This window comes from Bradyrhizobium sp. 23, from assembly GCF_023073295.1.
Taxonomy (GTDB): Bacteria; Pseudomonadota; Alphaproteobacteria; order Rhizobiales; family Xanthobacteraceae; genus Bradyrhizobium; species Bradyrhizobium canariense_D.
This window is the reverse complement of sequence record NZ_JADPJF010000151.1, coordinates 47,309-71,217: the sequence shown is the minus strand read 5'-3', so window position 1 is coordinate 71,217 and position 23,909 is coordinate 47,309. Positions and strand designations below refer to the sequence as shown.

Genomic DNA, 23,909 nt, shown 5'->3' with positions numbered 1-23,909 from the left:
TACACCGGAGTGTGAGGTGAGGGCGTCGTGCTGACGCGCCCCCGCCTACCCCGCGATCTCTAGCCCCGCGTTCGCGTACACCACGCCGCCATCCACCGCGATGGTGTTGCCGACCACGTAGTCACCCGCGCGCGAGGCGAGATAGATCGCCACGCCGGCCATGTCCTCGTCGGTTCCGATCCGCCGCGCCGGAATGCGCTTGGCGACCTCGTCCGAATGGTCGCGCGCAGCCCGGTTCATGTCGGACTTGAACGCGCCGGGCGCGATCGCGGTGACGTTGACGTTGTCCTTGATCAGTTTCGTCGCCATGCGCCGCGTCAAATGGATCACCGCGGCCTTGCTCGCGGCATAGGAGTAGGTCTCGCCGGGATTGATGAAAATGCCGTCAACCGAGGCGATGTTGATGACCTTGGCGGGCCGCTCATGCGAAGCCGCCGCGCGCAGCGGCTTGGCCAGCGCCTTGGTCAGGAAGAACAGCGACTTGACGTTGAGGTCCATCACCTTGTCCCAGCCGCTTTCGGGGAATTCGTCGAACTCCGCGCCCCAGGCAGCCCCTGCATTGTTGACGAGGATGTTGAGCTTCGGCTCCAGCTTGATGATTTCGCCAGCGAGCCTGTCGCAGCCGTCGACGGTCGAGATGTCGATCGGCAGCGCGATGCACTCACCGTCATATCGGCCTGACAGCTCTCTCGCGGTGGCCTCGCAAGGTCCTGCCTTGCGCGCGGTGATGTAGACCTTCGCGGCTCCCGCGCTGAGAAATCCCGCCGCGATCATCTTGCCGATGCCGCGCGAACCACCGGTCACCAGCGCGACGCGGCCTTTGAGCGAGAACAGATCGTTGAACATGGTGCCTCCCTTGGTGTTTGGCGACGTTTTGAGCGGGGTAGGGAGGGGAGTCAAGGAAAGCGCCGCATCGTCGTCCTGGCTTTCGCCATGACGACGTCCGAGTTCGGGCAGCCAAGACGGAGAGATTTAAGCCGCCGCGATCCTGCGGAAGCCGTTCCACATCGCGGTCGCGGCGCCCGAGGTCAGCACCGGCAGAATCCGCGTGTCCTGGTAATTGCCGTTGAGCGAGACCCGTGGCAGCGCCGTCATGCGGCCGGCGTTTTCGGCGAACAGCATGCCGGGCCGCGTCGTCACCGCGGTCTTGAAGCCGGCGGATGCAGCGAGCACGAATTCACGCTCGCCCGCCGCCTCGCGATCGCCATAGGGATAGGCCAGATGTTGAACGTTGCGGCCGAGCGCCTGCTCGATCCGCGCGCGGCTCACGGCCATCTCCTGCGTGGCGATCGCTTCGCTTTGCTTGGCGAGATTGCAATGGCTGACGGAATGCGCGCCGATCGTGACCAGGGGATCGGCGGCAAATGTCTTCACCTCGTCCCAGGACAGGCAGAGGCTGCGGCACAGCGCGGCCATGTCGACGCCGTACTTCGTGCAGAGCGCCTCGATCTCGCGCTTGAGATCGTGCTCGCCGGGCAGTGCGCGCAACCAGTCGTGCAGGCGATCGAACGCCACCTGCTTGGCGGCTGGCGTCGTCGCATCGAGCCGCAGCGCGGCATTGCCGATCGTCACCTCGATCTGCTCGGTCTTGGCGATTACGGCCTCCAGCGCCTCCCACCACAGCCGGCCCGTCCCCTCCGCGAAATCGCTGGCGACATAGACCGCCAAGGGCGCGTCAAATTCGCGCAGAACTGGCAGCGCAAAATCGAGATTGTCGCGATAGCCATCGTCGAGCGTGAAGGCGGCGAAGCGGCGGTCGAACCGGCGCCGCACCAGTCGCTCATGCAGCTCGTCCATGCTGACGATGTCGATCTCGCGCGCGCGCAGGTGGCGCAGTGTGGCACGCAGGAATTCGGGGGTGACTTCGAGATGCCGGTTCGGCTGGAACGCCGCGCCGCGGGCCGGCCGCACGTGATGCAGCATGAATATGGCGCCGACGCCCGACAAAAGCGGGCGCAACAGGTGGTGGGCGCCGCTGAAATAGAGTGCTTCCAGCCCGGCGCGGATGACGTTGTTACGGAGTTGTTTCATGACCCGCTGGCGGACTTTGGCATTCCGCTTTCAACTTACGGAAGAACCCTTGAAGAAAAAGTTATTCCAATTGTCCAGGCCCGGCCTTCGGAAGGGCGTCATTTCCGGTTTGACAGCCTGCCAAGGGTTTGTTTTGTCTCCGGTTCCAGAGTTCGGGTCGTCGAATGCACAAGCTTTTCAGGTGGGCCAGCAAATGGTGGCCGGGGCTGATCCCCCTGGCCGTCATGTGGGGATTTGCGGCCTGGAATAACACTTTGCCGGTCGAGGCGGACCTTTCCGCCCGCAGCTCGGCGGCGCTAAAGGATACCGTTCTGGACAAGACCCGGATCGCGGTGGATGGCCGCGACGTCAGCCTGGCTGCGGACGCGTTTTCTGAGGAGGGGCGCCGCGACGCCGTTGTGGCGGTCGAGACCGTCCCCGGCGTGCGCCTGGTCGACGACCGGACCCGCCTCGTGCCCGAGGCAAAGCCCTTCGTCTGGAACGCCGAGCGCGACGTGGTGCGGGTGACGCTGTCAGGCTCTGCGCCCCTGCCGTCGATGAAGGGCCGCCTGACCGAGGCGGCCCGCAAGGAGGTCGGCGGCACCGAGGTGGCCGATCAGATGGGTTTGGCCCGCGGCGCACCGCCGCGGTTCGAGGCGGCTGCGATGCTGCTGCTCGACCAGATCGGCAAGCTCAAGGACGGCAAGATCACGATCACAGACACCAAAGTCACTCTGTCGGGGATGGCGCGCGATCTCGGCGGCCGCGAAGCGGTCGCAGCGGCACTTAAAAACCTGCCCGAGGGCTTTTCGATCGCCGGCAACGACGTCAAGGCGCCGCCTTACGTGTTCCAGGCTTACAAGGATCCGGTGGCTGCGACGGTGACGCTGACCGGCTATGTTCCCGACAACAATGTCCACGCGGCCATCGCCACCAGTGCGTCGCGGAAATTCTTCAACGAAAAGGTCGTCGACAATCTCAAGGCCAGCGTCGGCGCGCCCGGCTCGTTCAGCCCCGCCGTGGTCGCAGCGCTCGGCGCGCTGTCGCGACTGTCGACCGGCACGCTCGTCGTGTCCGACCGCGAGGTGAAGCTGTCGGGCGATGCGCTCTATGAAGGTGCCGCCAACGACATCCGCGCAGGCCTCGGCAAGGATTTTCCGAAAAACTGGCAGTACAAGCCGGAGATCACGGTGAAGCCCGCGGCCGGGCCGGTCGACGGCACCGTGTGCCAGCAATTGTTCTCCGAGCTCTTGGCCAAGGCCAAGATTCGCTTCGGGGCGAAGCGCGCCGAGATCGATCCGGATTCCGCCGGCATTCTCGATCATCTGATCGAGACGGCATTGCGATGCCCCACCACCAATATCGAGGTCGCCGGGCATACCGATGCCGACGGCGAGGATTCCTTCAACCAGGCACTCTCGGAGAAGCGCGCGCAGGCGGTGATCGACTATCTGGTCAAGGCCGGCCTGCCTGCCAACCGGTTCACCGCGGTCGGCTACGGCAGCACGCAGCCAGTCGCCGGCAATGACAGCGAAGACGCCAAGGCGCAGAACCGCCGCATCGAATTTCTGGTGAGGTGACGATGCCCTATCTCGTCTCGTTCCATCTGGGCTGGCTGATCGGCTCGCTGCTGCTCGGCTTCTGCATGGGCTGGATCTCGGTGGTCCAGCGCGGCAACGGCACCTCGAAGGTGACCGCGCGCTGGCTCGCCGTGCTTGTTGCCGGCCTGGTCGCGGCCTCGTTCGCGCATGTGGTCCCCGGTCGCTTCGGCTACTGGCTCGACCTCGGCCTGACCATGTTCGGCTGCTACCTCGTCGGCGCCGCCATCGGCGCCTGGCTGCGCGATCGGGTGGTCGCACGCAGCATGCCGCCGGCCTGAGCGGCTGAGCTGTGAGGCAAACGCGCGCCCGCTATCGCGCTCATCACTTGCTCCGCCATCAGGTTTCAAGGGCAAGGGCGGGGCGCTTGACATTAATACGTACGTGCGTATTATTTCGCCATGCCAAAGCCCTCGCTCAAAGACGCCATTCTCGACGCCGGCCTGAAGGTCATGTTTCGGACCGGCTATCACGGCACCAGCGTGCGCGACGTCACCACTGCTGCGGGCGCGCCGCAGGGGTCCTTCACCAATCATTTCCGCTCCAAGGAAGCGTTCGCCTCCGAGGTGCTCGACCGCTATTTCGATCTCACCAGGAGCTTGGTCGCGGAGGCATTGCAGGATGTCTCGCTGAGCCCCCGCGCACGGCTCAAGCGCTACCTCGACATCATCACGGGCAGGCTGGAAGCCGACGGCTTTGGTCGCGGCTGCCTGATCGGCGATCTCAGTCTGGAAGCGACCGGCAGCAGCGAGATGCTGCGCGTGCGCCTCGCCGACATCTTTGCCGAATGGCGCGTGCCGTTCGCCGCCTGCATCGCCGAGGCGCAGACCCGCGGCGAGATCGCATCCGATTTCGAGCCCGAGGAGCTCGCAGACTTCCTGCTCGCGTCCTGGCAGGGCGCGATCCTGCGCATGAAGGTCGACCGCAATCCCAAAGCGCTCGAACGTTTCAAGAGCATCGCATTCCAAACCGTGTTCAAGGAGCCGACATGACCAAGCAGATCGACATCAAGATTCGCAAAGCGTCCGTCCTCGGAAGCAGCATGGCCTATCGTGATGCAGGCGCGCAGAACGCGCCGGTCGCGCTCTTCCTGCACGGCAATCCGACGTCCTCGCACATCTGGCGCAACATCATGCCGTTGGTGTCACCGGTCGCGCATTGTCTCGCGCCCGACAACATCGGCTTCGGTCAGTCCGACAAGCCCGACATCGCGTACCGCTTCTTCGATCACGTCCGCTATCTCGATGCCTTCATCGAACAGCGCGGCATTACGTCGGCCTATCTCATTGCGCAGGATTGGGGCACAGCGCTCGCATTTCATCTTGCGGCGCGCCGGCCGGATTTCGTGCGCGGGCTCGCCTTCATGGAGTTCATCCGTCCGATGCCGACCTGGCAGGACTTCCACGACACCGAGGTTGCCGCGGAGCAGGAGCATGCCGAGGCGGCGCGGGCGGCCTTCCGCAAATTCAGGACGCCGGGCGAGGGCGAGGCGATGATCCTCGAGGCGAATGCCTTCGTCGAGCGTGTGCTGCCGGGCGGCATCGCCCGCAAGCTCAGCGATGACGAGATGGCGCCCTATCGCGCGCCGTTTCCAACACCAGAGAGCCGCCGGCCCGTTCTTGCACTTCCGCGCGAACTGCCGATCGCAGGCGAGCCCGCTGACGTTTATCAGGCTCTGCAGTCCGCGCATGCAGCGCTGGCCGCGTCGTCCTATCCAAAGCTCCTGTTCACCGGCGAGCCCGGAGCTCTGGTCTCACCGGAATTTGCCGAACGGTTTGCAGCCTCCCTGAAGCACTGCGCGCTGGTTCGTCTCGGCGCCGGCCTGCATTTCCTCCAGGAGGATCACCCCGAGGCGATCGGGCGCTCCGTCGCCGGCTGGATCGCGGGCATCGAGGCAGTGCGCCCGCAGCTTGCGGCCTGAGCAGAACGCTACCTCCGAACGACTTGCTCATCGCGGCCGCTGGCGGGCGGCCGCAATGACGTCTGTGATGTCGCAGTGCAACCGGATGATCGAGCGCGAGCCGTCGGCCACGCAATCGTGCGCGCCGCAGCGGCCGCGCGCGGCGCGACCCTCTTTCAACAGCGAAATCCCGCCCATAGATTGATTTCGACTTAAGCCGTGACGGAACATTGTACGGCCGAAATCATCAAAACTTCATGGCGTCTGCGCCAGGATGGCCATGGAGATTCGCGTCAGGCTTGCCGCCGAAAGCGCCAAACCGTGCATCAGGAGCCCGCAACCTGCCTAAAACCTTGAAGCCACGACTTTTTGTTCGAATTGTCGAATTCCACTCCGCCCCAAAACGCGCTAGTGGAGGGGCAGGGGGCATGCGCGATGCCGGAGCCGCCGGCGAGGATTCGTCGGGTGCCTGCGTGTCGTCCGCCTGTTCGCCGGCCACCCTGGCCGCTGAAGCGTTGTTCGAGGTTTAGATGCTGGAAGCCATACGCAGGGCGATGTCGTTTCTGCGCCAGAAGCAAATCCTGCATAAGCTTGGAGTTGTGATCAGCGTCGCGGTCATCGGCATCGCTTGCTATGTGCTCTACCACATGCTGCGCGGCATCGATGTCAACGAAGTCCTCGAAGCGATCAAGAGCACCGAGCCGAGCCAGATCGCGATGGCGGCGCTGTTCGTCGCTGCGGGCTATTTCACGCTGACCTTCTACGACCTGTTCGCCGTGCGCGCGATCGGCCATCCCCACGTGCCCTATCGGATTAACGCGCTCGCTGCCTTCACCAGCTATTCGATCGGCCACAATGTCGGCGCCAGCGTCTTCACCGGCGGCGCGGTGCGCTACCGCATCTATTCCGCCTACGGCCTGAACGCGATCGACGTCGCAAAGATCTGCTTCCTCGCCGGCCTGACCTTCTGGCTCGGCAATGCCGCGGTGCTGGGCCTCGGCATCTCCTATCATCCGGAAGCCGCGGCCTCGATCGACATGCTTCCGCCCTGGCTGAACCGGATGCTGGCGATGATGATCATCGTCGGACTGGTCGCTTACGTGGTCTGGGTCTGGACCCAGCCGCGCATGGTCGGCCGCGGGCCCTGGACCGTGATGCTGCCGGGCGGCCCGCTGACGCTGCTCCAGATCGCGATCGGCATCATCGATCTCGGCTTCTGCGCGCTCGCGATGTACGTGCTGGTCCCTGACGAGCCCAATCTCGGTTTCGTGGTGGTCGCGGTGATCTTCGTCTCGGCCACGCTGCTCGGCTTTGCCAGCCATTCGCCCGGAGGCCTTGGCGTGTTCGACGCGGCGATGCTGGTCGGGCTCTGGCAGATGGACCGCGAGGAGCTGCTGGGCGGGATGCTGCTGTTCCGCGTCCTCTATTATCTGTCCCCTTTCGTCATTTCTGTAATCTTGCTGACGTTTCGCGAAGTTATCATCGGCGCGCGATCGAAGCGCCTGCAGCAGGCGGCGCTCAAGCTCGACCCCGGCCCCGCGCCTGAAGCCGCTTACGTGAGAAAGCGCAGCGACAGCGGCGCCTGACCGGCGCAAGGCCTTTTGGAGAAGCCCGCCCCGATGGCGATCGACGCCCCAACTTCTCCCTCCTCCCCGCCCTGGTCCGACCGGCTGCGGCACTCGACCGTCATCCTGATCGCCGCGGCGCTCGCGCTATCCGTGGTGGTCTCGCTGGGGGAATTATCGGCGCTGCATGCGATTGCGGTGTTCCTCTGCATCGCGGCCGCAGCGCTGATCCCGTGGCGCCTGCACGATACCGCCGCCTCGCGCGAAGAGACCCGCCGCGTCAACCCGGTCGAGAGCGCGGCGGTCGCCGCAGTGGTCGCCGGCATGCCCGATCCCGCGGTCCTGCTCGACCGCGCCGGCCGCGTCATCCATCTCAACGCCGCAGCCGCCCAGCTCGCGCCGGCACTGCGCCGGAATGAGCTCGCCCAGTTCGCGCTGCGCTCGCCCGAGATCATCACGGCGCTGCGCGAGTCGATCGCGACCACCGAGCCGCGGCGCGCGACCTATCTCGACCATGTCCCGGTCGACCGCTGGATGGAGCTGACCATCACGCCGGTGCCGGTGCCGACCACCTTTGGCGGCGCCGACAAATGCATGCTGATGACCTTTCACGACCAGACGCCGCTGCGCCGGGTCGAGGAAATGCGGGCCGATTTCGTCGCCAATGCCAGCCACGAGCTGCGCACGCCGCTGGCCGCGCTGTCCGGCTTCATCGACACGCTCCAGGGCCAGGCCAAGGACGATCCCAAGGCGCGCGAGCGCTTCCTCGGCATCATGCACAACCAAGCCACCCGGATGGCGCGCCTGATCGACGATCTCTTGTCGCTGTCGCGGGTGGAGCTGTCGGCCCATGTGCGGCCCGACACCCTGGTCGACCTGCTGCCGATCATCTTGCAGGTCGCCGATGGGCTCGAACCGCTGGCGCGGGAACGCCAGGTCCAGGTCGAGACCCAGCTGCCCGAGACCCCGGTGCTGATCGCGGGGGACCGCGAGGAGTTGCTCCGCCTGTTCGAGAATTTGATCGAGAACGCGCTCAAATACGGCGCCTCCGGTGGACGCATTATCGTGTCGCTGATATCAGGCGCGGCCCCTGATGGAACTCAGGAAATCCGGGTGCTGGTCCGGGATTTCGGCCCCGGCATCGCGCCGGAGCACCTGCCGCGGCTGACCGAGCGCTTCTACCGGGTCGATGTCGGCGACAGCCGCTCGCAGGGCGGCACCGGCCTGGGATTGTCGCTGGTGAAACATATTCTTAACCGTCATCGCGGCCGGCTTTTGATCGAAAGCGTGCCCAAACAGGGCGCCACTTTCACCGCCTGTTTTCCCCAGGGCAAGCCTGCGGCTCTGAGCTAAATTCCAGCGATTTCAGCTGCTTAACACTGTCATCCGACTGTCACCAAACCTTCGTAAAAGCTCAGCTGTCCGCTCCTAAAGGGGCGGCACGGGGAGCGCGATCGGGCGCGGATGGCGCTTCGCTCCCCTGTATGGAGACCAGCATGAATTTCCTCAAAACACTCGTCGCTGCTGGCATGGTCGCCGCATCGACGACGGCGGCCTTTGCTGCCGACATCACCGGAGCCGGCGCGACGTTCCCGTTCCCGATCTATTCCAAATGGGCCGACGCCTACAAGAAGGAGACCGGCAACGGTCTGAACTACCAGTCGATCGGCTCCGGCGGCGGCATTAAGCAGATCCAGGCCAAGACCGTGACCTTCGGCGCCAGCGATGCGCCGCTCAAGGCCGAGCAGCTCGAGAAGGACGGCCTCGTCCAGTGGCCGATGGTGATGGGTGCCATCGTGCCCGTCGTCAACATCGAGGGCGTGAAGCCCGGTGAACTGGTGTTCGACGGCGAGACGCTGGCCAGCATCTATCTCGGCAAGATCACCAAATGGGACGACGCCGCGATCAAGAAGCTCAACCCGAACGTGAAGCTGCCCTCGGAGGCCATCACCGTGGTCCGCCGTTCGGACGGTTCGGGCACCACCTTCAACTTCACCAACTACCTCGCCAAGGCCAGCGCGGATTGGAAGAGCAAGGTCGGTGAGGGTACCGCGGTCGAGTGGCCGGTCGGCGTCGGCGCCAAGGGCAATGAAGGCGTGTCCGGCAACATCAGCCAGACCAAGAACTCGATTGGCTATGTCGAGTACGCCTATGCCAAGCAGAACAAGCTGACCTACACCGGTCTCATCAACAAGGCCGGCAAGCCTGTGCAGCCCACCGTCGAAGCCTTCCAGGCGGCCGCCTCCAACGCCGACTGGGCCAAGGCTCCCGGCTACTACGTCATCCTGACCGACCAGCCCGGCGAGAAATCCTGGCCGATCACGGCGGCGACCTTCATCCTCATGCACAAGGACGCCACCGACAAGGCGGCCTCGCAGGAAGCCATCAAGTTCTTCCGCTGGGCCTTCAAGAGCGGCGGCAAGGCGGCTGAAGAGCTCGACTACATCCCGATGCCGGATCCGGTCGTTCAGCTGATCGAGAAGACCTGGGCTGCCGACATCAAGAGCTAGGTTCGCGACGCTCGTGCTCCGGATGCGCTGCGCTGCATCCGGGGCACGGACCAACAAAAAACGTATACTATTTGGTACAGGGGATCGGCGTGGCAGAGATGGCCGTTCAGAGCGATGTAATCGACGACGCCGGACCGTATGACCGCGCCAAGGCCTTGAGCGCGTTCAAGGTCGGCGACGTTACCTTCTACTGGATTACGCGGCTCTCCGCGATCTCGGTGCTTCTGATCCTCGGCGGCATCATCATTTCGCTGATCGTCGGCGCTTTCCCGGCGATGAAAGAATACGGCGTCTCCTTCCTGTGGACGCAGCGCTGGGCGCCCTCCGCAGATCCGCCGGTGCTCGGCGCGCTCGGGCCGATGTACGGCACGCTCGTCACCTCCTTCATCGCGATGCTGATCGCCATTCCCGTGGGTCTCGGCATTGCGATCTTCCTCACCGAGCTCTGCCCGCAATGGCTGCGCCGCCCGATCGGCATGGCAATCGAGCTGCTCGCCGGTATTCCCTCGATCATCTACGGCATGTGGGGCTTCTTCGTGTTGGGTCCGTTCCTGGCCAACACGTTCCAGCCCTTCATGATCAAGATCTTCGACGGCGTTCCCGTGCTGGGCGCGATCTTCGCAGGTCCCCCGTCCTATCTCAGCCTGTTCAATGCCGCGCTGATCCTTGCCATCATGGTGCTGCCCTTCATCACCTCGATCTCGGTCGACGTGTTCAAGACGGTGCCTCCGGTCCTGAAGGAAGCCGCCTACGGCGTCGGCTGCACCACATGGGAAGTCGTCCGCAGCGTGGTGATCCCCTACACCCGGGTCGGCGTCATCGGCGGCATCATGCTGGCGCTGGGCCGCGCGCTCGGCGAGACCATGGCGGTGACCTTCATCATCGGCAACTCGTTCCGGATCTCGTCATCGATCTTTGCGCCGGGCACCACGATCTCGGCGGCGATCGCATCCGAGTTCGCCGAGAGCGACGGCCTGCACCAATCCGGCCTGATCCTGCTCGGCCTCCTGCTGTTCGTTCTGACCTTCTTCGTGCTCGCAGCGGCGCGGCTGATGCTGATGCGGCTGGAAAAGAAGGCGGGGAATTAGCGCCATGAATCCGATCTATTCACGCCGACGCCGCAAGGACATCGTCGTCCGCGGGCTCTGCATCGCCGCAACCGCCTTCGGCGTCACCTGGCTCGCGCTGATCCTGATCACGCTGCTCTACAACGGGCTGGCGGGACTCAATGTCCAGCTGTTCACCGAGAACACGCCGCCACCGGGATCGAACGAGGGCGGTCTGCTCAACGCCATCGTCGGCTCGCTGATCATGACCGTGATCGGCGTCGGCATCGGCGCGCCGCTCGGTATGTTCGCCGGCACCTATCTCGCCGAATACGGCCGCAATGACCGGCTGACCTCGGTGATCCGCTTCATCAACGACATCCTGCTCTCGGCGCCCTCGATCATCATCGGCCTGTTCATCTACGGCGCCGTGGTGGTGCCGATGCGCGGCTTCTCGGCGGTCGCAGGCTCGCTCGCCCTCGCGGTCATCGTGATCCCGGTGGTGCTGCGCACGACCGAGGACATGCTGCTGCTGGTGCCGAACGCGTTGCGCGAGGCGGCCTCGGCGCTCGGCCTGCCGCGTTCGCTGGTGATCAAGCGGATCGCTTATCGGGCTGCCCGATCGGGTCTCATCACCGGCGTGCTGCTCGCGACCGCTCGCGTCGCCGGTGAAACCGCGCCGCTGCTGTTCACCGCGCTATCGAACCAGTTCTTCAGCCTCGGCCTGAACAAGACGATGGCGAACCTGCCTGTGACCATCAACAACTTCGTGCAGAGCCCCTATGCCTATTGGAAGCAGTTGGCCTGGAGCGGGGCGCTGCTCATCACCCTGACCGTTCTTGCCCTTAATATTTTCGCGCGCATCCTTGGCGCCGAGAGGACCGCAAAATGAGTGATCTTTCCGTGTCGATGAGCGCGTCCGGTGGACTGCCGCATGCGGCGGTGCTGCCCGAGGCGCCCCCCAAGGTGACCGTGCGTAACCTGAACTTCTATTACGGCGAGCACCATGCGCTGAAGAACATCAACCTGACGCTCGGCGCCAACCGCGTTACGGCGTTCATCGGTCCGTCGGGCTGCGGCAAGTCGACCCTGCTGCGCATCTTCAACCGGATGTACGACCTCTATCCCGGCCAGCGCGCCACCGGTCAGCTCATGCTCGATCAGACCAACATTCTCGACCCCAGGCTGGACCTCAATTTGCTGCGCGCCCGCGTCGGCATGGTGTTCCAGAAGCCGACGCCGTTCCCGATGACGATCTACGAGAACATCGCGTTCGGCATCCGTCTTTATGAGAAGATCTCGAAGTCCGAGATGGACGGCCGCGTCGAGAAGGCGCTGCGCGGCGGCGCGCTGTGGAACGAGGTCAAGGACAAGCTCAACGCCTCCGGCCTGTCGCTCTCCGGCGGCCAGCAGCAGCGCCTCTGCATCGCTCGCACCGTCGCGGTGCGGCCCGAGGTGATCCTGTTCGACGAACCCTGTTCGGCGCTCGACCCGATCTCGACCGCCAAGGTCGAGGAGCTGATCCAGGAGCTGTCCGAGGATTACACGATCGCGATCGTCACCCACAACATGCAGCAGGCGGCGCGCGTCTCCGACAAGACCGCCTTCATGTATCTCGGCGAGCTGATAGAGTTCGACGACACCAGCAAGATCTTCACGTCGCCGTCCGATCGGCGCACGCAGGATTACATCACCGGCCGGTTCGGCTAGGAGACGCGACATGGGTTCTGAACATACCGCAAAGGCTTTCGACACCGACCTCCAGGAACTCACTCGCCTGGTCGCCGAGATGGGCGGCATCGCCGAGCGCATGATCGTCGAGTCCGTCGACGCGCTGATCCGCCGCGACGTCCCGCTCGGCCAGCGCGTCGTCGCCATCGACACCGAGCTCGACGCGCTGCAGAAGCGCATCGAGGAGCGTGCGGTGCTCACCATCGCCCGCCGCCAGCCGATGGCGGTCGATCTGCGCGAGATCGTCGGCGCCATGCGCGTCGCGACCGATCTCGAGCGCATCGGCGACCTCGCCAAGAACATGGGCAAGCGCGTCGCGGCGCTGGAGACGGACTTCCATCCGCTCAAGCTGTTCCGCGGCCTCGAGCACATGACCGACCTCGTGCAGCAGCAGGTCAAGTCGGTGCTGGACGCCTATGCCGCGCATGATCTGCCGGCGGCGATGGCGGTCTGGAAGGGCGACGAGGAGGTCGACGCCATCTGCACCTCGCTGTTCCGCGAGCTCCTCACCTACATGATGGAGGATCCGCGCAACATCTCGTTCTGCATCCATCTGATGTTCTGCGCCAAGAACATCGAGCGGATCGGCGACCACGCCACCAACATCGCCGAGACCGTGTTCTACATGATCGAGGGCCAGGCCATCACCGACAAGCGGCCGAAGGGCGACATGACGACCTTCGCCAACACGGTACCGAACACCTGAAGACTTAGGGAGCGACGACCCGATGGGCGCACGCATTATGGTGGTTGAGGACGAGGAAGCCCTGACCGAGCTTCTCCGCTACAACCTCGAAGGCGACGGCTATGACGTCGAGACGGTGATGCGCGGCGACGACGCCGACACCCGCCTCAAGGAGCACATCCCCGATCTGATCGTGCTCGACTGGATGCTGCCGGGCCTGTCAGGCATCGAATTGTGCCGGCGGCTTCGCACCCGTCCCGAGACCAAGCAGCTTCCGATCATCATGCTCACCGCGCGCGGCGAGGAGAGCGAGCGGGTGCGGGGTCTTGCGACCGGCGCCGACGATTACATCGTCAAGCCGTTCTCGGTGCCGGAGCTGCTGGCGCGCGTGAAAGGCCTGCTGCGGCGCGCGAGCCCGGAGCGCCTCGCCACCGTCCTTGCTTTTGGCGACATCGAGCTCGACCGTGACAAGCGCCGCGTGGCGCGCTCGGGCCGGCCGATCGATCTCGGTCCGACCGAATATCGCCTGCTGGAGTTCTTCCTGGAGCACCCGGGACGGGTGTTCTCGCGCGAGCAGCTGCTCGACAGCGTCTGGGGTCGCGACATCTATATCGACGAGCGCACCGTCGACGTGCATATCGGTCGCCTGCGCAAGCTGCTCAATCTCGGCCGCGAGCAGGACCCGATCCGCACCGTCCGCGGCGCCGGCTACGCGCTGGATGATCGCTTCGCGAAGGCGGAGCAGGTGTAGGGTTGCAGGCTTGTTTGTTGGCGAGCTGTCCCTGCATTCTCAGCCGTCGTCCCGGACAAGCGAGCGAAGCGAGCGCTGATCCGGGACCCATAACCACCGAACGTGGTTTGGCGAAGACTCGGAGTGACCCCTTCCGCACGATTATTGCGTGCTCGGAGTATGGGTCCCGGCCCCCCGTGCGCAATTGCGCACTAGGCCGGGACGACACTGAAATTGTTGAACTGTCTTCGCGTGACGACTAACGGGGACCCGGCTTTACCGGTGCGCGGCGCCGATCCGACGCGGGCTGGTACGCAACGCGCGAGTGCTGGGCGCAATAGGGCAGTCCGGACAGCGCCCTTCCACCGCAGAAGAAGAAGTCCGGGCTCGAGGGATCGCCGACCGGCCAGTGGCAGGTCGCCTCGTTCAATTCCAGCAGCGACAGCCGCTGGCTCATCGGCACCACGTTGTCGTAGGTGACCGGATCCGGCTCAGCCTCGACCTCGAAGGCCTGCGCCAGCGCGGTGTTGCCGCGCGAGATCGGGCGGCTCACCCGCATCATGTGCTGCGCGGGGCGCGCCTTGCGCGGCCGCGGCGCTGCCGATGATGGGCTCTTGGCGCGGCCCGAAAGGCCGAGCCTGTGCACTTTGCCGATCACGGCATTGCGGGTCACATTGCCGAGCTCCGCCGCGATCTGGCTGGCCGAAAGTCCGGCCTCCCAGAGCTTTTTCAGCTGCTCGACGCGATCATCGGACCAGGTCAAAACCGTCATTGCACCCTTTCCCTCGCTGCGCGCCAGCCATCCTGGGGCCTCGCAGCGAATGCCTAAGCCTTCAAAAACCCGTGCCGCCAGAATCCCTTAAGGCTCGCCGGGCGCGTCTTGAACGCCCGAACGTTTACGCCGGTACATAAGGACTTAAAGATCAGAACCACTGCACGAGATGTCGTATCTGACAATCCAAACGCTACAATATGGCGTGACTCCCGCGCAAGAGTCCGCCGACTCGCTTCCACATGTTCCGTGGCCAAATCCCGCAAAATCGGCACCGCAAGACTACGGATTCAGCGTTTCGCGAGGCTTTCCGGGCGGCATTGACACCCGTTTCACCAGGCCTAAGATAGTCGCACGTGCCGCCCTCAAGAGGCGGCACGTTTCGTTTTCCGGGCCGGTCGATGGTGCGTTGCGCAATGCACGCTCACTCCGTCCGCAACATTCAAGTGACCATCATGACTAACAGCGCAGCGCCGCATTTGCTCCCCGTTTTCGCCAGGTCCGACCTTGGTTTCGAGCGTGGCGAAGGCTGCTGGCTGATCGCGACCAATGGCGAGCGCTATCTCGATTTCACCTCCGGGGTGGCGGTGAATGCGCTCGGCCATGCCCATCCGGCGCTGGTCGCGGCGTTGCAGGAGCAGGCCACCAAGCTCTGGCACATGTCGAACCTGTTCCAGAGCCCGGACGGCGAAAAGCTCGCCGCGCGCCTGTGCAATGAAAGCTTCGCGGACTTCGTGTTCTTCTGCAATTCCGGCGCCGAAGCGCTGGAATGCGTGATCAAGGTCGTGCGCCGTTATCACGCCGCAAAGGGTCATCCCGACCGCTATCGCATGATCACCTTCGAAGGCGCCTTCCATGGCCGCACGCTGGCGACGCTGGCCGCAACGGGATCGGCAAAATATCTCGAAGGTTTCGGCCCTCCGATGGAGGGCTTCGACCAGGTTGCGCATGGCGATCTCGATGCCGTGAAAAAGGCAATCGGTCCGCAGACCGCCGGCATCCTGATCGAGCCGATCCAGGGCGAGGGCGGTGTGCGTTCGGCAACGCCCGCCTTCCTGAGGGCGTTGCGCCAGCTCTGCGACGAGAAGGGTCTGTTGCTCGCCTTCGACGAGGTGCAGACCGGCATGGGCCGCACCGGCGATCTGTTCGCGTACCGCCGCCTTGGCGTCGAACCCGACGTGATGTCGCTGGCCAAGGCGCTCGGCGGCGGCTTCCCGATCGGCGCCTGCCTTGCGACCGCGGAAGCGGCGTCCGGCATGACGCCGGGCTCGCACGGCTCGACCTTCGGGGGCAATCCGCTCGCGATCGCGGCTGCGAACGCCGTGCTCGACGTCATGCTCAAGCCCGGCTTCTTCGACCACGTGCAGAGGATGTCGCTGCTGCTCAAGCAGAAGCTCGCCTCCGTGATCGACCGTCACGGCGATGTCGTCAGCGAAGTGCGCGGCGAGGGCCTCCTGATCGGCATCAAGGCCGTGGTGCCCTCCGGCGATCTCGTTGCAGCCTTGCGCGACCAAAAGCTGCTCACCGTCGGTGCCGGCGACAATGTCGTGCGTTTCCTGCCGCCTTTGATCGTCACCGAAGCCGAGATCGAGGACAGCGTCGGGCGGCTCGAGCGCGCCTGCACCGCGTTGTCCGGCAACAAGCGGGCGGCAAGCTGATGAGCAAGTCGCCCGATAAAACACCGAAGCACTTCCTCGATATCAACGAGCTGCCGCTGTCGGAGCTCAAGCGCATGCTCGCTGCGTCCTCCGCGATGAAGGCGAAGCAGAAGGCGCATCAGCCGGTCAGGCCGCTCGAAGGCAAGACCCTGGCGATGATCTTCGAGCGCCCCTCGACGCGGACGCGGGTGTCTTTCGACGTCGCCATGCGCCAGCTCGGCGGCGAGCCCATCATGCTCACCGGCGCCGAAATGCAGCTCGGCCGCGGCGAGACCATCGCCGACACCGCGCGCGTGCTGTCGCGCTATGTCGACGCCATCATGATCCGCATTCTCAATCACGATGCGCTGCTGGAGCTTGCGGCAAACGCCACCGTGCCCGTCATCAACGGCCTGACGCGCCGCTCGCATCCCTGCCAGGTGATGGCGGACCTCATGACCTACGAGGAACATCGCGGCCCGATCGAGGGCAAGACCGTGGCCTGGACCGGCGACGACAACAACGTGCTCGCCTCCTGGGCGCACGCCGCCGAGCGCTTCAAGTTCCAGCTCAATGTCGCGACGCCTCCGGAGCTCGCGCCGAAAAAGGCGATGCGCGACTTCATCAAGGCGACCGGCGCGCCGATCATGCTCGGCACGGATGCCGAAGCCGCCGTGCGCGGCGCCGATTGTGTCGTGACCGACACCTGGGTGTCGATGGGCGACAAGGAAGGCGAGCACCGCCACAACGTGCTCAAGCCCTATCAGGTCAATGCGCAGCTGATGTCGCTTGCCAAGCCGGATGCGCTATTCATGCACTGCCTGCCCGCCCATCGCGGCGAGGAGGTCACCGACGAGGTGATCGACGGTCCACAATCCGTCGTGTTCGACGAGGCCGAAAACCGCCTGCACGCGCAAAAGGGCATTCTGGCCTGGTGCTTCGACGCAGTGAAGTAATCCGGGCCGGTATCCGCCGTGCCGGCGAAGTAGGTCTTCATCGTCGTCCTGGCCTTCGCCAGGACGACACCGAATTTGCCGTGCTTGCGTACGATCCGTGCTGCATTCTGGATGCAGCCCTCCCCCCTTCCAATTCCGCCTTCCGACCCCAGATAAAGCGCCATGGTTTCCCAATCCCCTGATATGAAAACCGGGCCTGAAGGCCCGGTTCGCGCGCCATCCGCGGTTCCGATCGATGACGCCGTGCTGCCTTACGAGGTCGACGCGCTCGATGTGCGCGGTCGGCTGGTGCGGCTTGGTCCGGCGCTCGACGAAATCCTGACCAAGCACGATTATCCCGCGCCGGTCGGCAAGCTGCTCGGCGAGGCCATCGTGCTGACCACGCTGCTTGGCTCCTCGCTGAAGTTCGAGGGCCGCTTCATTCTCCAGGCCCAGACCGACGGTCCGGTGTCGTTCCTGGTCGTGGACTATCAGGCGCCGGATCGCCTGCGCGCCTATGCGCGCTACGACGCCGCGCGCCTCGGCGAGGCCAAAGATACTGGCACGCATTCCGGCGCGCTGCTGGGCCACGGTCATCTCGCCATGACCATCGACCAAGGCCCCGACATGAGCCGCTACCAGGGCCTGGTTGCGCTCGACGGCGGCAGCCTCGAAGACGCCGCTCACGAATATTTCCTGCGCTCCGAGCAGATCCCGACACGCGTGCGTCTCGCTGTCGGCGAGGAATGGCGTTCGAACGACGGCGGCAAGCATCGCTGGCGTGCTGGCGGCATGCTGATGCAGTTCCTGCCGAAGGCGCCCGAGCGTGCGCGGCAGGCCGATCTGCATCCCGGCGATGCGCCCGAAGGCGTCGAAGTGCACGCCGTCGCTGAAGACGATGCCTGGGTCGAGGCACGCTCGCTGATCGAGACCGTCGAAGACGTTGAGCTGATCGATCCGGAGCTGTCCGGGGAGCGGCTGCTCTACCGCCTGTTCCACGAGCGCGGCGTGCGCGTGTTCAATCCGCTGCCCTTGAAGGCGCAATGCTCCTGCTCGCGCGATGCGGTGGCATCGATGCTAAAGAGCTTTTCGTCTGACGACCGTGCCGCGATGGTCAAGGACGACAAGGTCGTCGTGACCTGCGAGTTCTGCAGCTCGGTGTACGAGTTCACGCCGGATGAAGCAGGCGTGGAAGACGCGTAAGGCGTTAGCCTGCAGGTGCGATAGGGTCGGCCAAAGCGGAGCGCGCCCACCATCTCCTGCCCTAGTTCAACACCCGCTTGTTGTCCGGGCTGTCCAGCGAGAACGTCGGCACGTCAATTTCGAAGCGCTCGCCGGTCGCGCTGACCATCTGGTAGCGGCCGGTCATGAAGCCCGAGGCGGTCGTGAGCGGGACGCCGGAGGTGTATTCGAAGCGTTCGCCGGGCGCGAGCGTCGGCTGCTCGCCGACGACGCCCTCGCCCTTCACCTCCTGCTGCCGGCCGGTGGCGTCGGTGATGATCCAGTGCCGCGTCTTGAGCTGCACGGTCTCGTCGCCGGAATTGGTGATGACGACGGTGTAGGCCCAGAAATAACGGGAGCGGTCAGCCGACGACTGCTCCGGAACAAAGTTCGGCTCGACGGTCACTTCGATCTGGCGGGTCACGGCGCGGTACATGATTGCCATCATACCGAAAACCGCCCGGGAACCAAACGCCGGAGACGCCTTGGCGACATCGTCCCGCCAGAATTCGCAGGGAAGTACACGTCCAAATGGGCTTGCAAATGTACTTGCTTGTGATCCGGTCGCTTTGCGAGATGACGGCCGGACCGGTACACTCCTTGCCACGTCGCGATTTGCGGAAGGGTTTTTAGGCCCCCGATGACCATTGCCGACCAAGTGACGGGATCGACGATCGCGGGAACCGCTAAACCTGTGGAGGTCAAGTCCGCGGGAGCGAAGCGGCGCGCGGCCGCGCCGGCCATTTCGCTGCCCGCCATCGGCGAGCGCGAGCTCCGGCTGGACCTATTCCGCGGCCTTGCGCTGTGGCTGATCTTCATCGACCATTTGCCGCCGAGCCTTCTGACCTGGTTCACGATCCGCAATTACGGCTTCAGCGACGCCACCGAGATCTTCATCTTCATCTCCGGCTATACCGCCGCCTTCGTCTACGGTCGGGCGATGCTGGAGTCCGGCATCGTCGTCGCCACCGCGCGCATCCTGCGGCGCGTCTGGCAGATCTATGTCGCCCACGTCTTCCTGTTCACGATCTTCCTTGCCGAAATCTCCTACGTCGCGACCAGGTTCGAGAACCCGCTCTACACCGAAGAGATGGGCATCATGGATTTCCTCAAGCAGCCCGACGTCACGATCGTGCAGGCGCTGCTGCTGCGCTTCCGTCCGGTCAACATGGACGTGCTGCCGCTCTACATCGTGCTGATGCTGGCGCTGCCCTTGATCCTGTGGCTGATGAAGTGGCGCCCCGACGTGACGCTCGGCCTCTCGGTCGCGCTCTACGCGGTGACCTGGGAATACGACCTCTATCTGTCGGCCTATCCGAACGGCTTCTGGGCCTTCAATCCCTTCGCCTGGCAATTGCTGTTCGTGTTCGGGGCATGGTGCGCGCTCGGGGGTGCGCGACGCATGTCGCACATTCTGGCTTCGCGGGTGACGATGTGGATCGCGATCGCCTATCTGGTTGCGGCATTCTACGTGACGCTGACCTGGTATGTGCCGCAGCTCTCCCACTTCATGCCGAAGCGGCTCGAGCAGTGGATGTATCCGATCGACAAGGCCGACCTTGACGTGCTGCGCTTCACGCATTTCCTGGCGCTGGCCGCGCTCACCGTGCGCGTCCTGCCCCGGGACTGGCCGGGCCTGAAATCGCCCTGGCTGCGGCCGCTGATCCTGTGCGGCTCGCATTCCCTGGAGATATTCTGTCTCGGCGTCTTCCTCGCCTTTGCCGGCCATTTCATCCTGGCCGAAGTCTCGGGCGGCCCGGTCATGCATGCGCTAATAAGTCTCTCCGGAATCCTGATCATGTGGGCCATGGCCTGGCTGATTTCGTGGTACAAGCGGGTGGCTGACAAGAGCGGTTCGAAAACCAAAAGCGCCGTCGGCAGCGCCGATATGGCGGGAGGGGGCTGATGAAGGCGAAGGTTTTCCTGAGCCTGATCCTGCTGTGCGGTGGTCTCGCCGCGCCTCCGGCGCGCGCGGACGATGCTGCGCCGGCTGCTTCAGCCGCGCCCGCAGCCTGTGAAGTGCCGTCCTATCTGCTCACCAGCGAAAGCCAGCTTCCCAAGGTCGCCGATGCCGTGAAGGCCGGCAAGCCGCTCGAAATCCTGGTCATCGGCAGTCGCTCGACCACGATTCCGGCTTCCGAGGACGCCTCTTATCCGGCGCGGATGCAGGCCATCCTGAAGGACAAGCTGCCGCCGTCCGAGATTGTGCACGTCTCCGTAGAAATACAGAGCAAGAAAACGGCCGAGGAGGCGGCTGCCAGCTTCGTTAAGCTGATGGAAGCAAAAACGCCTACTTTGGTCATCTGGCAGACCGGGACTGTCGATGCTATCCGAGCCATCGATCCCGATGATTTTCGTGGCGCGGTGACCGAAGGGGTTGTTGCGTTGCAAAAGGCAGGGGCTGACGTCGTCTTGATGAATTTGCAGTACAGTCCGCGTACCGAAACCATGATCTCGGTGCCGCCATACCTCGACAATATGCGGGTGGTGGCGCAGGAGCACGATATTCCGCTGTTCGATCGGTTCGCGATCATGCGGCAGTGGAATGATCAGGGCCAGTTCGACCTATTCAGCCCGTCGCGCGGCCCCGAGTTGGCGAAGCAGGTCCATGATTGCCTTGGCCGGGCGTTGGCACAGTTCCTGATCGACGCTGCCCATCTGGAGCCGGCCCAGCAGCAAAATTGAGGTCTAGCGTTAATGAGTTCTCTCCGCCCTTTTTGCCTGACGGCATGGCTGGCTGTGCCCGCAGCAGCGGTGCTGCTGTTGCTGAGTCCGGCCTCGCAGTCCCACGCGCAGACGCAGGCCGCGCAGGCAACACCGGCCCCGCAGCAGTCGGCTGATCCGGCTCCCGCTTCACCGTCCCAGACCACCGTCGCAGCGACGTCCCCCGACCAGCGCGGCATCACGGCGCGCGCCATCGACAAGGTGAAGCAGGTCGCGAAATCCGCCGGCGACATCTTTAGCCGCGTGCCCTGCCTGTCGCCGAAGGGCGGCTCGAAGGCGATGGGCTCGCTGCCGCATGTCGCGGGCAAGCTCGTCGCCGGCCAGCCCGTCGTCATCGTCGCGTTCGGCTCGTCGTCGACCGCGGGATTCGGCGCGAGCTCGCCGGAGTTCAACTATCCCAATCGCCTTGCCGCGCAGCTGCACCGGCACTATCCGACCGCCGACATCACCGTCGTCAATGCCGGCGTCGGCGGCGAGGATGCGCCCGAGATGATGAAGCGTCTCCAGAAAGAGGTGATCGACGTGCATCCGGATCTGGTGATCTGGCAGGTCGGCACCAATGCCGTGCTGCGCAATCTCGATCCTGGCGAGACCGCCAAACTGGTCGAGGACGGCATCGCTCGCATCCAGGCCACCGGCGGCACCGACATCGTGCTGGTCGATCCGCAATATTCGCCCGCGGTCAACCAGCGCGCCGAGAGCGCCGGCAAGATGGTGAAGCTGCTCGGCAAGGTCGCCGAGCTCCGTCACGTCGGTATCTTCCCGCGCTTCGAGGTGATGCGCGACTGGCACGAGAAGCAATCCCTTCCGGTCGAGAGTTTCGTGATCGCGGACGGACTGCACATGAACGATTGGGGCTATGCCTGCTTCGCCCAGCTCCTCGGCGACGACATCATCCGCTCCGTCGGCCAAATCAAGCTCGGCGTGAACGTGCCCGCGGACGTGCGGACCTATCGGCCGATGTAGCTGCTGCAGGGTGGGCAAAGGCGCGCTCTTCGCGCCGTGCCCACCATCCAGCGGCACTGTGATCGTGAATGGTGGCACGCTTGCTTTGCCCACCCTACGATGTCGAATGCGTGGCTACGCCTTCTCCAGCGCCGCGGTCAGATCCTCGATCAGATCGTCCGCGTGCTCGAGGCCTGCCGAGAAGCGGATGAATCCTTCGCTGATGCCGAGCGCGGCGCGGTCCTCCGGCTTCAAACGCTGATGCGTCGTGGTCGCGGGATGGGTGACGAGGCTCTTGGCGTCGCCGAGATTGTTCGAGATCTTGGCGAGCTTGAGCTCGTTGAGCACGCGGAACGCCGCCTGCTTGCCGCCCTTGACCTCGAGGCCGACCAGCGTCGAGCCGCCGCGCATCTGCTTCTTCACCAATGCAGCCTGCGGATGATCGGCGCGGCCGGGAAACACCAGCCGCGAAATCTTCGGATGGCTCGCCAGCACGTCCGCGATGCGCGCCGCCGTCTCGGTCTGCGCGCGCACGCGCACGGCGAGCGTCTCCAGCCCCTTGAGCAGGACCCAGGCGTTGAACGGCGAGATCGACGGGCCGGTCTGGCGCATGAAATTGTGGATGTGCTCGGCGATGAACGCTTCCGAGGACAGGATGATGCCGCCGAGACAGCGGCCCTGGCCGTCGATGTGCTTGGTCGCGGAATAGACCACGACGTCGGCGCCGAGCGCGAGCGGGCTCTGCCAGATCGGGGTGGCGAACACGTTGTCGACGACGAGCCGCGCGCCGCCACTATGCGCGATCTCGGCAATGCCGGGAATGTCGAGCACGTCGAGCGTCGGATTGGTCGGGCTCTCCAGGAAGAACGTCTTGGTGTTCGGCTTCATGGCGCGCTGCCACTGGTCGAGATCGAGGCCGTCGACCAGCGTGGTCTCGATGCCGTAGCGCGGCAGTAAATCCTGCACGACGTAGAGACACGAGCCGAACAGCGCGCGCGAGGCCACGACGTGATCGCCGGCCTTGAGCGGCGCCAGGATCGCGGTCGTCACCGCGGCCATGCCGGTCGCGGCCGAACGTGCCGCTTCGGCGCCTTCGAGCTCGATCATGCGGCGCTCGAACATCGAGATGGTCGGATTGGAGTAGCGTGAATAGATGAAGCCGGGGTCCTCGCCCTTGAACCGCGCCTCGCACTCCTCAGCGCTGTTGTAGACGTAGCCCTGGGTCAGGAACAGCGACTCCGACGTCTCGCCATATTGCGAGCGTAAGGTGCCGGAATGAACCAGGCGAGTTTCGGGACGGTAGTGGGCGGTTGGCGCCGGGGACTTCGACATAGGACCTCCTGAAGTGACCATCGAGAATGGTCACAAAAAAACCGGCCTGGAATATCTCCACGGGCCGGGATCACAGAGGTCCCCGGCCTGTTTAGCGACTTATTTAACGTGGCTGCAAGCCGGCCGGCTCAAATCACCACGGGATAAGTCATGCTCATATTCCGCAATGCCCTTTCCGTCAAGACGTCCATCGGATAGCCGTAAAACGCTCATATTTCCCGCATGTCGGGATGTGTTTGATCCCTGATGAGGACCCCGGGTTGACGTTCACGGTCGCCGCCGACGCCAACGGTATCCTGCCCGACCGCATGATCGCGGCGATGGCGGAGGGCGGTCTCATCCTGCCCGCTTACGACTTCGTCGAAAGCCAGATCCAGCCGGCGAGCCTCGATTTGCGTCTTGGCGATATCGCCTATCGCGTTCGCGCCAGCTTCCTGCCCGGTCCCGGCGCCACGGTCGCCGAGCGCATCGACGAGTTGAAGCTGCACGAGTTCAGCCTCGCCGACGGCGCGGTGCTGGAGACCAACTGCGTCTACATCGTGCCGCTGCTTGAAAGCCTCGCGCTGCC

Annotated in this window: 24 protein-coding genes and 1 riboswitch; of the genes, 19 read left to right on the top strand and 5 right to left on the bottom strand. The window is 64.5% G+C overall.

Annotated features, from left to right (window positions below; genetic code table 11):
- Positions 1 to 45: 45 nt before the first annotated feature.
- Positions 46 to 846 carry an SDR family oxidoreductase gene (locus IVB32_RS37445; RefSeq protein ID WP_085349675.1) on the bottom strand — a complete coding sequence of 267 codons (801 nt, stop codon included), beginning with the start codon at positions 844 to 846 and terminating at the stop codon, positions 46 to 48.
- A 126-nt stretch (positions 847 to 972) separates the two neighbouring features.
- Positions 973 to 2,031, bottom strand: coding sequence for a polysaccharide deacetylase family protein (locus IVB32_RS37440; protein ID WP_085349676.1), 1,059 nt, complete (start codon positions 2,029 to 2,031; stop codon positions 973 to 975).
- Positions 2,032 to 2,195: 164 nt separating this feature from the next.
- On the opposite strand from IVB32_RS37440, the gene IVB32_RS37435 reads away from it, so the two are divergent.
- The 12 genes from IVB32_RS37435 to phoB all read left to right on the top strand — a co-directional run bounded on the left by IVB32_RS37435 (position 2,196) and on the right by phoB (position 13,796).
- Positions 2,196 to 3,590, top strand: a complete 1,395-nt coding sequence (locus tag IVB32_RS37435; RefSeq protein ID WP_247370439.1) for an OmpA family protein — start codon at positions 2,196 to 2,198, stop codon at positions 3,588 to 3,590.
- Positions 3,591 to 3,592: 2 nt separating this feature from the next.
- On the top strand, positions 3,593 to 3,889 hold the full coding sequence (locus IVB32_RS37430) for a hypothetical protein (protein WP_085384937.1): 297 nt from the start codon (positions 3,593 to 3,595) through the stop codon (positions 3,887 to 3,889).
- Positions 3,890 to 4,009: 120 nt separating this feature from the next.
- On the top strand, positions 4,010 to 4,600 hold the full coding sequence (locus tag IVB32_RS37425; protein ID WP_247370436.1) for a TetR/AcrR family transcriptional regulator: 591 nt from the start codon (positions 4,010 to 4,012) through the stop codon (positions 4,598 to 4,600).
- Positions 4,597 to 5,529, top strand: coding sequence for a haloalkane dehalogenase (locus IVB32_RS37420; RefSeq protein WP_247413035.1), 933 nt, complete (start codon positions 4,597 to 4,599; stop codon positions 5,527 to 5,529). The genes IVB32_RS37425 and IVB32_RS37420 overlap by 4 nt, the downstream gene beginning before the upstream one ends.
- 509 nt (positions 5,530 to 6,038) lie before the next feature.
- On the top strand, positions 6,039 to 7,094 hold the full coding sequence (locus tag IVB32_RS37415; RefSeq protein ID WP_018456061.1) for a lysylphosphatidylglycerol synthase domain-containing protein: 1,056 nt from the start codon (positions 6,039 to 6,041) through the stop codon (positions 7,092 to 7,094).
- 33 nt (positions 7,095 to 7,127) lie between these two features.
- Complete coding sequence (locus tag IVB32_RS37410; RefSeq protein ID WP_247370431.1) at positions 7,128 to 8,426, top strand: ATP-binding protein; 1,299 nt, start codon at positions 7,128 to 7,130, stop codon at positions 8,424 to 8,426.
- Between the two features lie 143 nt (positions 8,427 to 8,569).
- Positions 8,570 to 9,583, top strand: a complete 1,014-nt coding sequence (gene pstS / locus IVB32_RS37405) for a phosphate ABC transporter substrate-binding protein PstS (protein ID WP_085358361.1) — start codon at positions 8,570 to 8,572, stop codon at positions 9,581 to 9,583.
- A gap of 98 nt (positions 9,584 to 9,681) precedes the next feature.
- Entirely contained in the window at positions 9,682 to 10,671 is a 990-nt protein-coding gene (gene pstC, locus IVB32_RS37400) for a phosphate ABC transporter permease subunit PstC (RefSeq protein ID WP_085384939.1), read from the top strand.
- Between the two features lie 4 nt (positions 10,672 to 10,675).
- Positions 10,676 to 11,521 carry a phosphate ABC transporter permease PstA gene (gene pstA, locus IVB32_RS37395; protein ID WP_247370429.1) on the top strand — a complete coding sequence of 282 codons (846 nt, stop codon included), beginning with the start codon at positions 10,676 to 10,678 and terminating at the stop codon, positions 11,519 to 11,521.
- Entirely contained in the window at positions 11,518 to 12,339 is an 822-nt protein-coding gene (pstB, locus tag IVB32_RS37390) for a phosphate ABC transporter ATP-binding protein PstB (RefSeq protein ID WP_085349683.1), read from the top strand. The genes pstA and pstB overlap by 4 nt, the downstream gene beginning before the upstream one ends.
- A 10-nt stretch (positions 12,340 to 12,349) precedes the next feature.
- Positions 12,350 to 13,066 (top strand): phosphate signaling complex protein PhoU, encoded by a 717-nt coding sequence (phoU, locus tag IVB32_RS37385; protein WP_018456067.1) that lies wholly within the window; start codon positions 12,350 to 12,352, stop codon positions 13,064 to 13,066.
- 22 nt (positions 13,067 to 13,088) lie between these two features.
- Positions 13,089 to 13,796 carry a phosphate regulon transcriptional regulator PhoB gene (phoB, locus tag IVB32_RS37380; protein ID WP_007597871.1) on the top strand — a complete coding sequence of 236 codons (708 nt, stop codon included), beginning with the start codon at positions 13,089 to 13,091 and terminating at the stop codon, positions 13,794 to 13,796.
- Between the two features lie 238 nt (positions 13,797 to 14,034).
- Here the strand turns inward: phoB and IVB32_RS37375 are convergent, their stop codons facing one another.
- On the bottom strand, positions 14,035 to 14,547 hold the full coding sequence (locus tag IVB32_RS37375; protein WP_007597869.1) for a GcrA family cell cycle regulator: 513 nt from the start codon (positions 14,545 to 14,547) through the stop codon (positions 14,035 to 14,037).
- Between the two features lie 455 nt (positions 14,548 to 15,002).
- Here IVB32_RS37375 and IVB32_RS37370 point away from each other — a divergent pair, with 455 nt between their 5' ends.
- From IVB32_RS37370 to IVB32_RS37360, 3 genes are all read left to right on the top strand, one after another.
- A complete protein-coding gene (locus IVB32_RS37370; RefSeq protein WP_026233078.1) occupies positions 15,003 to 16,205 on the top strand; it encodes an aspartate aminotransferase family protein in 1,203 nt (400 codons plus the stop codon).
- Positions 16,205 to 17,140, top strand: a complete 936-nt coding sequence (gene argF, locus IVB32_RS37365; protein ID WP_085349685.1) for an ornithine carbamoyltransferase — start codon at positions 16,205 to 16,207, stop codon at positions 17,138 to 17,140. Before IVB32_RS37370 ends, argF begins: the two co-directional genes overlap by 1 nt.
- Before the next feature lie 162 nt (positions 17,141 to 17,302).
- The gene (locus tag IVB32_RS37360) at positions 17,303 to 18,322 is read left to right on the top strand and encodes an Hsp33 family molecular chaperone (RefSeq protein WP_026233079.1); all 1,020 of its coding nucleotides are present in this window, start codon (positions 17,303 to 17,305) and stop codon (positions 18,320 to 18,322) included.
- Positions 18,323 to 18,383: 61 nt separating this feature from the next.
- Here the strand turns inward: IVB32_RS37360 and apaG are convergent, their stop codons facing one another.
- Positions 18,384 to 18,776, bottom strand: a complete 393-nt coding sequence (gene apaG / locus IVB32_RS37355) for a Co2+/Mg2+ efflux protein ApaG (protein WP_026233080.1) — start codon at positions 18,774 to 18,776, stop codon at positions 18,384 to 18,386.
- A 204-nt stretch (positions 18,777 to 18,980) separates the two neighbouring features.
- Between apaG and IVB32_RS37350 the strand changes: the two genes are divergently transcribed.
- From IVB32_RS37350 to IVB32_RS37340, 3 genes are read left to right on the top strand one after another with little or no spacing between them, the layout of a single operon-like run.
- Positions 18,981 to 20,246 (top strand): OpgC domain-containing protein, encoded by a 1,266-nt coding sequence (locus IVB32_RS37350; RefSeq protein ID WP_085349686.1) that lies wholly within the window; start codon positions 18,981 to 18,983, stop codon positions 20,244 to 20,246.
- Entirely contained in the window at positions 20,246 to 21,025 is a 780-nt protein-coding gene (locus tag IVB32_RS37345) for a lipolytic enzyme (protein WP_085358309.1), read from the top strand. The genes IVB32_RS37350 and IVB32_RS37345 overlap by 1 nt, the downstream gene beginning before the upstream one ends.
- Positions 21,026 to 21,037: 12 nt before the next feature.
- Entirely contained in the window at positions 21,038 to 22,030 is a 993-nt protein-coding gene (locus IVB32_RS37340) for an SGNH/GDSL hydrolase family protein (RefSeq protein ID WP_026233081.1), read from the top strand.
- A gap of 114 nt (positions 22,031 to 22,144) precedes the next feature.
- Here IVB32_RS37340 and IVB32_RS37335 read toward each other — a convergent pair whose 3' ends face one another.
- Positions 22,145 to 23,341 carry an O-succinylhomoserine sulfhydrylase gene (locus IVB32_RS37335; RefSeq protein ID WP_007615678.1) on the bottom strand — a complete coding sequence of 399 codons (1,197 nt, stop codon included), beginning with the start codon at positions 23,339 to 23,341 and terminating at the stop codon, positions 22,145 to 22,147.
- Between the two features lie 70 nt (positions 23,342 to 23,411).
- Positions 23,412 to 23,491, bottom strand: a riboswitch (SAM riboswitch).
- A 110-nt stretch (positions 23,492 to 23,601) separates the two neighbouring features.
- Between IVB32_RS37335 and IVB32_RS37330 the strand changes: the two genes are divergently transcribed.
- Positions 23,602 to 23,909: 2'-deoxycytidine 5'-triphosphate deaminase (locus IVB32_RS37330; RefSeq protein ID WP_247413033.1), on the top strand; the 308-nt coding region annotated here is incomplete at its 3' end.

Excerpts from the sequence above, each read along its gene's own strand:
- IVB32_RS37445 (WP_085349675.1), bottom strand. The coding sequence starts at position 846 with ATGTTCAACGATCTGTTCTCGCTCAAAGGCCGCGTCGCGCTGGTGACC.
- IVB32_RS37440 (WP_085349676.1), bottom strand. The coding sequence starts at position 2,031 with ATGAAACAACTCCGTAACAACGTCATCCGCGCCGGGCTGGAAGCACTC.
- IVB32_RS37435 (WP_247370439.1), top strand. The coding sequence starts at position 2,196 with ATGCACAAGCTTTTCAGGTGGGCCAGCAAATGGTGGCCGGGGCTGATC.
- IVB32_RS37430 (WP_085384937.1), top strand. The coding sequence starts at position 3,593 with ATGCCCTATCTCGTCTCGTTCCATCTGGGCTGGCTGATCGGCTCGCTG.
- IVB32_RS37425 (WP_247370436.1), top strand. The coding sequence starts at position 4,010 with ATGCCAAAGCCCTCGCTCAAAGACGCCATTCTCGACGCCGGCCTGAAG.
- IVB32_RS37420 (WP_247413035.1), top strand. The coding sequence starts at position 4,597 with ATGACCAAGCAGATCGACATCAAGATTCGCAAAGCGTCCGTCCTCGGA.
- IVB32_RS37415 (WP_018456061.1), top strand. The coding sequence starts at position 6,039 with ATGCTGGAAGCCATACGCAGGGCGATGTCGTTTCTGCGCCAGAAGCAA.
- IVB32_RS37410 (WP_247370431.1), top strand. The coding sequence starts at position 7,128 with ATGGCGATCGACGCCCCAACTTCTCCCTCCTCCCCGCCCTGGTCCGAC.
- pstS (WP_085358361.1), top strand. The coding sequence starts at position 8,570 with ATGAATTTCCTCAAAACACTCGTCGCTGCTGGCATGGTCGCCGCATCG.
- pstC (WP_085384939.1), top strand. The coding sequence starts at position 9,682 with ATGGCCGTTCAGAGCGATGTAATCGACGACGCCGGACCGTATGACCGC.
- pstA (WP_247370429.1), top strand. The coding sequence starts at position 10,676 with ATGAATCCGATCTATTCACGCCGACGCCGCAAGGACATCGTCGTCCGC.
- pstB (WP_085349683.1), top strand. The coding sequence starts at position 11,518 with ATGAGTGATCTTTCCGTGTCGATGAGCGCGTCCGGTGGACTGCCGCAT.
- phoU (WP_018456067.1), top strand. The coding sequence starts at position 12,350 with ATGGGTTCTGAACATACCGCAAAGGCTTTCGACACCGACCTCCAGGAA.
- phoB (WP_007597871.1), top strand. The coding sequence starts at position 13,089 with ATGGGCGCACGCATTATGGTGGTTGAGGACGAGGAAGCCCTGACCGAG.
- IVB32_RS37375 (WP_007597869.1), bottom strand. The coding sequence starts at position 14,547 with ATGACGGTTTTGACCTGGTCCGATGATCGCGTCGAGCAGCTGAAAAAG.
- IVB32_RS37370 (WP_026233078.1), top strand. The coding sequence starts at position 15,003 with ATGACTAACAGCGCAGCGCCGCATTTGCTCCCCGTTTTCGCCAGGTCC.
- argF (WP_085349685.1), top strand. The coding sequence starts at position 16,205 with ATGAGCAAGTCGCCCGATAAAACACCGAAGCACTTCCTCGATATCAAC.
- IVB32_RS37360 (WP_026233079.1), top strand. The coding sequence starts at position 17,303 with ATGGTTTCCCAATCCCCTGATATGAAAACCGGGCCTGAAGGCCCGGTT.
- apaG (WP_026233080.1), bottom strand. The coding sequence starts at position 18,776 with ATGTACCGCGCCGTGACCCGCCAGATCGAAGTGACCGTCGAGCCGAAC.
- IVB32_RS37350 (WP_085349686.1), top strand. The coding sequence starts at position 18,981 with ATGACCATTGCCGACCAAGTGACGGGATCGACGATCGCGGGAACCGCT.
- IVB32_RS37345 (WP_085358309.1), top strand. The coding sequence starts at position 20,246 with ATGAAGGCGAAGGTTTTCCTGAGCCTGATCCTGCTGTGCGGTGGTCTC.
- IVB32_RS37340 (WP_026233081.1), top strand. The coding sequence starts at position 21,038 with ATGAGTTCTCTCCGCCCTTTTTGCCTGACGGCATGGCTGGCTGTGCCC.
- IVB32_RS37335 (WP_007615678.1), bottom strand. The coding sequence starts at position 23,341 with ATGTCGAAGTCCCCGGCGCCAACCGCCCACTACCGTCCCGAAACTCGC.